7 protein-coding genes are annotated in these 5,989 nt (G+C 37.9%); 4 read left to right on the top strand and 3 right to left on the bottom strand.

From position 1 onward, the window contains the following. Nucleotides 1-140 precede the first annotated feature (140 nt). Together P4L16_04560 and P4L16_04555 are read left to right on the top strand one after the other, a co-directional pair. A complete protein-coding gene (locus P4L16_04560; protein MDR3624395.1) occupies nt 141-671 on the top strand; it encodes a hypothetical protein in 531 nt (176 codons plus the stop codon). A 29-nt stretch (nt 672-700) separates the two neighbouring features. Next, on the top strand, nt 701-1,459 hold the full coding sequence (locus P4L16_04555) for a rhomboid family intramembrane serine protease (GenBank protein ID MDR3624394.1): 759 nt from the start codon (nt 701-703) through the stop codon (nt 1,457-1,459). Nucleotides 1,460-1,566: 107 nt separating this feature from the next. On the opposite strand, the gene pnp is transcribed toward P4L16_04555, so the two are convergent. Together pnp and rpsO are read right to left on the bottom strand one after the other, a co-directional pair. Further along, nucleotides 1,567-3,657 carry a polyribonucleotide nucleotidyltransferase gene (pnp, locus tag P4L16_04550; GenBank protein ID MDR3624393.1) on the bottom strand — a complete coding sequence of 697 codons (2,091 nt, stop codon included), beginning with the start codon at nt 3,655-3,657 and terminating at the stop codon, nt 1,567-1,569. 239 nt (nt 3,658-3,896) lie between these two features. Next, nucleotides 3,897-4,166 carry a 30S ribosomal protein S15 gene (gene rpsO / locus P4L16_04545; protein MDR3624392.1) on the bottom strand — a complete coding sequence of 90 codons (270 nt, stop codon included), beginning with the start codon at nt 4,164-4,166 and terminating at the stop codon, nt 3,897-3,899. A gap of 157 nt (nt 4,167-4,323) precedes the next feature. On the opposite strand from rpsO, the gene P4L16_04540 reads away from it, so the two are divergent. Both P4L16_04540 and tadA read left to right on the top strand, forming a co-directional pair. After that, nucleotides 4,324-5,001, top strand: a complete 678-nt coding sequence (locus tag P4L16_04540; protein ID MDR3624391.1) for a hypothetical protein — start codon at nt 4,324-4,326, stop codon at nt 4,999-5,001. Beyond that, nucleotides 4,988-5,458, top strand: coding sequence for a tRNA adenosine(34) deaminase TadA (tadA, locus tag P4L16_04535; protein MDR3624390.1), 471 nt, complete (start codon nt 4,988-4,990; stop codon nt 5,456-5,458). Before P4L16_04540 ends, tadA begins: the two co-directional genes overlap by 14 nt. Here tadA and P4L16_04530 read toward each other — a convergent pair. Further along, nucleotides 5,455-5,838, bottom strand: a complete 384-nt coding sequence (locus P4L16_04530) for a DUF4143 domain-containing protein (protein ID MDR3624389.1) — start codon at nt 5,836-5,838, stop codon at nt 5,455-5,457. The two genes, tadA and P4L16_04530, sit on opposite strands and share 4 nt — an antisense overlap. Between the last annotated feature and the right edge of the window lie 151 nt (nt 5,839-5,989).

Genomic DNA, 5,989 nt, shown 5'->3' with positions numbered 1-5,989 from the left:
TTAGAAAAATTGAAATTTTTTGAGTAGATTTATTGATAAATTTTTCAAGCATATGTGAACATATGGTTGAAAAATTTAACGATAAAGATGTCAAAAAAGACAATTTTAACAAGCAAATGTAATTACGCAAGAAGTCTAATATGATTCTAATAGCAACAGCTTTATTTATTCTTATTTCTATCATCTGTTACTCTCTTTATAATGGGGTTGCACCTGTTCCAACCTCATTTAAAGTAAGAGACAAACTGCTTCATAGCCTTCCCCAAGAGGTAAATAATCCCATTGTAGAACTTGGAACTGGCTTTGGAACACTTTTTTTTACTCTACCCAAATGCTTCCCCCATCATACCATCATTGGATATGAAAATTCTCTTATTCCCTTTCTTTACACATGGCTATTATTAAAATTAAAAGGCTGTCGTAATGTCTCTATCTACAAAAAAAATTTCTTTAGTGTTTCTCTAGAGGGAAATGGTCTGATTCTTTGTTATCTCTATCCTGGCGCCATGGAAAAGCTAGCAAAAAAATTTAAAACAGAGTGCAAAAAGGGCACATGGTTTGTTTCACATACGTTTGCACTTCCTGGTATCACTCCCTTGATAGTTTATGAAGCAAATGATCTCTATAAAACAAAAATCTATCTCTATAAATCTTCAGATCATTTAGAATAAAAGAATAAAATCAACCTTTAAAAGAGCACATGAAAACATCGTTTAAACAGCAATCGCCACCTACAAGCCTTCGAATATTCCTTGTTACCCTCGTCCTTCTCTCTCTCTTCTGTGCTCTATTTAACAAGCTAATTATGGAACTATTCCCCGAATGGAGTATCGACGCTCTATTAGGCCTTTCTTCCCTCGGACTAGACAAAAAATTTTACTGGCAATTTCTTACCTATTTTTTTGTAGAACCGGGCCCAGAGGGCTTTACTTTCACTTTTATCCTAAATTTAGTCTTTGACTCTTATTTGCTCTGGGTTCTTAGTACATCCATAATTAAAAAAACAGGTGAAAAGACATTTTCAACACTTTTTCTCTTCTCTGGAATTACGTCTGGACTATTTGGTGCGCTTCTTATGTATTTTACAAATAGCACAACTCTTCTTATAGGCCCCACCCCTACCCTCTATGCGCTACTATTTGTTTGGCTTATGCTTTTCCCCCACTTTGAAATTGTTCAAGTAACACCCTTTCCTATTAAAGCACGCATGCTCATCTTTATCTTTCTTGCTTTAAGTTTTCTTGGAAAACTATCAGAGGGTGCTTTTTTACTATTCAGTGTGCATCTTGGAAGCTTGGTCATTGGCTATCTTTTTGCAACTCTCGTTTTTGGAGCAAGAAGCCCTTTTGCTTGGACTAGGAAGCTTGACTATGTGCTTACAAGCATTGGTAAGTGGATAAGAAAGAAATTACGCAAGAAATCCGCTGCAGACAAAATCATCGACATCAACTGGCGATAATTTATACATAAATAGTTCTTGAACTTGTTTGTGATATACCTAGGGCGGATTGCCCTAGGTATTTATAACGCAGGGCACTTGCGCCCTTGCAAATTACGTGTAGATATTTAAAGAGCAGCTTTGCGGCTAAGCTTATAGCGACCCTTGTCATCCACCTCTAATACCTTAACGACAATTTCATCGCCTTCTTTTACAAATTCATGAATATTGACAATACGGCTATTGTCCAACTCAGAAATATGGCATAAGCCCTCTTTTCCTGGAAGGACTTCTACAAATGCACCAAAAGGCATAACGGACGTTACACGCCCTTGATATGTCTTACCAACTTCTATTTCGCTAATAAGATCTAAAATAATCTGTTTAGCTTTTTTCATGCCATCTGCATTATTAGAAGCGATACTTACAAGGCCAGAGTCATTAATATCGATCTGAACACCAGTCTCTTCGATAATACTTCTAATCATCTTGCCACCAGGACCAATAATTGTTCCTAGCTTGCTCTGCTTTACTTGTATTGTTTCAATACGGGGTGCATGCTTAGACATCTCCGTCTTAATATTTGGACACGCATCTAACATCTTCTTCAAGATATGAATGCGTCCATCTCTTGCCTGGGCAAGCGCTGCCTTCATAATGTCGTGAGTGATACCCTCAACTTTAATGTCCATTTGAAAGGCTGTGATCCCCCTTTCATCTCCTGCAACTTTAAAGTCCATATCACCAAGAGCATCCTCAATTCCAAGAATGTCTGAGAGGATAACATAATGATTACTTTCTAGAATAAGTCCCATAGCAATGCCAGAAATCGGACGCTCAACAGGAACTCCTGCATCCATCAAAGCTAAACAGCCACCACAAACAGATGCCATTGAAGAAGAGCCGTTAGACTCTGTAATATTTGACTCTAGACGTACCGTATAAGGAAACTTTTCTGGACTTGGAATGAGTGCTTTCAAAGAGCGCTCTGCAAGCTTTCCATGACCTACCTCTCTTCTTCCAGGAGCACCAATACGTCCTACTTCCCCTACAGAAAAAGGAGGGAATGAATATTGCAAGTAAAACTTTGATGTCCAATCTCCATTTAAATCTTCATAACGAAGACCCATACCTTCTCCGCCGAGTGTACACACCGCAAGTGCCTGCGTTTCTCCTCTTGTGAAGAGTGAGCTACCATGAGCTCTTGGCAGCAAGCCTTGTTCAACATCTATAGGCCTAATTTCTGTTGTTTTACGCCCATCACAACGAATATTTTTAGATAATATCATTTTACGCATATGCTTAGACTCAATTTTCTTAAAAGCTGCAGACACATCGCAAGCCAGATATTTAGGCTCTTTCCCCTCTGGGAAAAGCGCTGCAAGAACGGTTGCTTTTACGGAAGCAGAAGCGTCCTCTCTTGCTTGTTTATCCGTGATACAAAGAGACTTTTCAAGAAGAGGCGCTGCAATCTCGTCAACAGCATCTATTACTTCTTGAGGCGTTAAGAAAAGAGGTTTTTGTGATTTTGGCTTTCCAACTATTGCTTGCCATTCAACAAGCACTTTACAAATCTGCTGTATTGCTCTATGACCTGTTTCAATGGACTCTAAAACCTGTTCTTCAGTTAAAAAGTCACAATGCCCCTCGATCATCAATATAGCATCGCTTGTACCTGCCAAAACCAAATCCAACTTACTCTTATTTAATTCTTCAATAGTTGGGTTAACAATAAATTTGCCCTCTACAAATCCCATACGAACAGCACCAATTGGCTTTGTAAAAGGAATATCTGAAATCATCAATGCTGCAGAAGTTGCACAAATTGCAAGGTAATCTGGTGAATGTACTCCATCAAAAGAAAACACATAGGATAGAAGTTGCACTTCATAAGAAAAGCCTTCTGGGAAAAGTGGTCTTATAGGCCTGTCAATAAGGCGAGAAACCAGTGTCTCTCTTTCCGTTGGCCGACCTTCCCTCTTGATAAATCCACCAAGCGTTTTTCCAGCAGCAGAAAACTTCTCTTGATAATCTACTCTCAAAGGAACAAAGTCAGCTTTTTCAGTAGGCTCTGCCGCAGAACAAGCAGTGGAGAGGACCATTGTCTCCCCTTGCGTTGCAAGAACAGCACCACCTGCTTGTCTTGCAATTTTTCCTGTTTCAAAGGTAATTGTTTTTCCGTCAATTGTAACGGATGTACTTTTCTTGTCTAAATTCATAAACGTTATATTTCCTGTTTTTTACGTTTTTTAATGTTGTGATCCAAGGAAATAAATAGAAATCAGAGAATTATATTTAAATTTTTAAGTATAATTCTCTAACTTCTACGAATCCTTGGATTCGATAAAGAGAGAATTCACTATATATAATCGGGATATTTTGCGATATGGATAAAAAACCAAGCAACTTTTTATGTAAAAGTTGCTTGGTCTAAATTCAAGATAATTTTAATGAAATACTACTTTCTTAAATTAAGACGAACGATCAGTGTTTTATAACGCTCTGTGTCCGTTGAGTTAAGATAATCTAATAATTTGCGTCTCTGACCTACAAGCTTCAAAAGAGCAAGGCGCGAACTATGATCTTTTGGGGATATTTTTAAGTGGTCTGTTAATTCTGTAATTCTCTCTGTCAAAATAGCAATCTGAACGTCTGCCGATCCCGTATCCTTATCGTGCAGCTGGAATTTTTTCGTAATTTCTTCTTTTGTGCTCTTATCTAACGACATTCAAGGACTCCTCTACTTCCATCCGGTATATTCATATATCTTAACAAAACAAGGCTAATTTATCAAGGGCTAAAACATTGTCTGAAATTACTTTTTGTAAAATACAAAGCTATAGTAGGATCTTTCTCATCACAAGAACAAAAGGAAAAACTCGATTATGATACAAGAGATAAGCAATCAAAAAAAGCTTGAACTTCTAATGCCCTGGTTTGCGTCCATTATTGAATCCGTTAAAAAGGACTTAAAGCAGGAACACTTGCAAAATGATCGGCAGTTTTTAAGGACCTATTTTGGTAATAAGCCAATACCTCGCATCACAGTACAAGAACTCATTGAAGTCTATCAAAAAATGGTAGAATCAGGAATTGATAACGTCTGTGAATTTATCATTGTAAGATGGGTTTTAAAGCATACAGATCTCTATCACTATTTTGAAAAAGAGCTTTCCAAAATAAACCCTGACTTCGATCAGCTAAAAACACTAGAGGAAGACAAATCAAAAATTCTCATGGATCATGCTGTCCATGAATTTGGAGCCATACAGACGTATATATTTACTATTCTTAATACTGTTGTATTTCAAGAACATCACATCAAGGAACTGCGTGAACATGCAATAAAAGAGCTTTCAAGGCATGCCCAACAAGCTGAAGAATTACAAGCAAAAGCCTCTCTTGAAGAGTTAAAAGTTCAGCATGAAACAGCCATACAGCGCATTACAGACAAGTATGAGAAAAAACTTTCTGGCCTGCAGAAAAAGTATGTTCATGATACGGATACCCTTAAAAAGCATGTCAGCACCCTACAACGCAAGCTGCAAGATGCTTGTAAGTAAAGAAGAGGATGAGCACTTTATGAAGTACGCTTTGCAAGAAGCAAGGCGTGCTTTCAAAGAAGATGAAGTCCCCATTGGCGCAGTCCTTGTACAAGATGGAAAAATCATTGCAAGAGGTCACAATCAGGTAGAACTTCTCAAAGATGCAACAGCCCACGCAGAAATGGTTTGCATTACAGCAGGAGCCTCCTTTTTAGAAAACTGGCGCCTTTTAAATACAACCCTCTATTGCACTCTTGAGCCTTGCAGCATGTGCGCAGGAGCCCTTCTACTATCAAGAGTCAAGAGGCTTGTTTGGGGCGCACCAGATATTCGTCAAGGAGCTTGTGGCAGCTGGGTAAACTTATTTGATAAAAACCACCCTTGCCATAAAATTGAAGTTCAACAAGGCATTCTCCAGGCAGAATGCGCAGATCTTATGAGACAATTTTTTCAAAAACAGCGAAAATCCCCTTAAATTTCACACATACTCCAGTGCATAGCTACAATCTCTTTTGTCATCGGAAGTGGTTTTTCACGTAAGTTAAGAAGAGAAGTTGTTTTCACAGAAAACTCTTCTCTAAATCGTTCCAGAGGCTTTATCATGGAAGATTTAGGAGTTGATGTAAACTTAATTTCATAAGCATTAAAATAAGAGCCATAATCTACTAAAAGATCCACCTCAATTCCACTTGTTGTCCTATAAAAGTAACAAGGGGCTCTTTCTCCCTTTCCCGCAAATCGCTTAATCACTTCCATAATCACCATATTTTCAAAAATATGCCCTCCAAATGGAGAGTAAATAAGCTGCTCTGCATTTTCTATGCGTAATAGATAGCAAAGAAGGCCCGTGTCTATAAAATAACGCCAGCTCGATTTTCAACTATCTGTTAATCAATAACTTGAATAGTTAAAACACGGAGACGCGGAGACACGGAGACTTATAATTTATCATTTATGATGCGTTCTACACCGTTTTTTACTTGTTTATTGCCAAAATTAATGAGTA

The organism is Chlamydiales bacterium (assembly GCA_031292375.1).
Classification (GTDB): Bacteria; Chlamydiota; Chlamydiia; order Chlamydiales; family VFKH01; genus JARLHF01.
This window is presented reverse-complemented; position numbering and strand designations above follow the sequence as displayed.

Coding starts and splice junctions, on each gene's coding strand:
- P4L16_04560 (MDR3624395.1), top strand. CDS start 141: ATGATTCTAATAGCAACAGCTTTATTTATTCTTATTTCTATCATCTGT.
- P4L16_04555 (MDR3624394.1), top strand. CDS start 701: ATGAAAACATCGTTTAAACAGCAATCGCCACCTACAAGCCTTCGAATA.
- pnp (MDR3624393.1), bottom strand. CDS start 3,657: ATGAATTTAGACAAGAAAAGTACATCCGTTACAATTGACGGAAAAACA.
- rpsO (MDR3624392.1), bottom strand. CDS start 4,166: ATGTCGTTAGATAAGAGCACAAAAGAAGAAATTACGAAAAAATTCCAG.
- P4L16_04540 (MDR3624391.1), top strand. CDS start 4,324: ATGATACAAGAGATAAGCAATCAAAAAAAGCTTGAACTTCTAATGCCC.
- tadA (MDR3624390.1), top strand. CDS start 4,988: ATGCTTGTAAGTAAAGAAGAGGATGAGCACTTTATGAAGTACGCTTTG.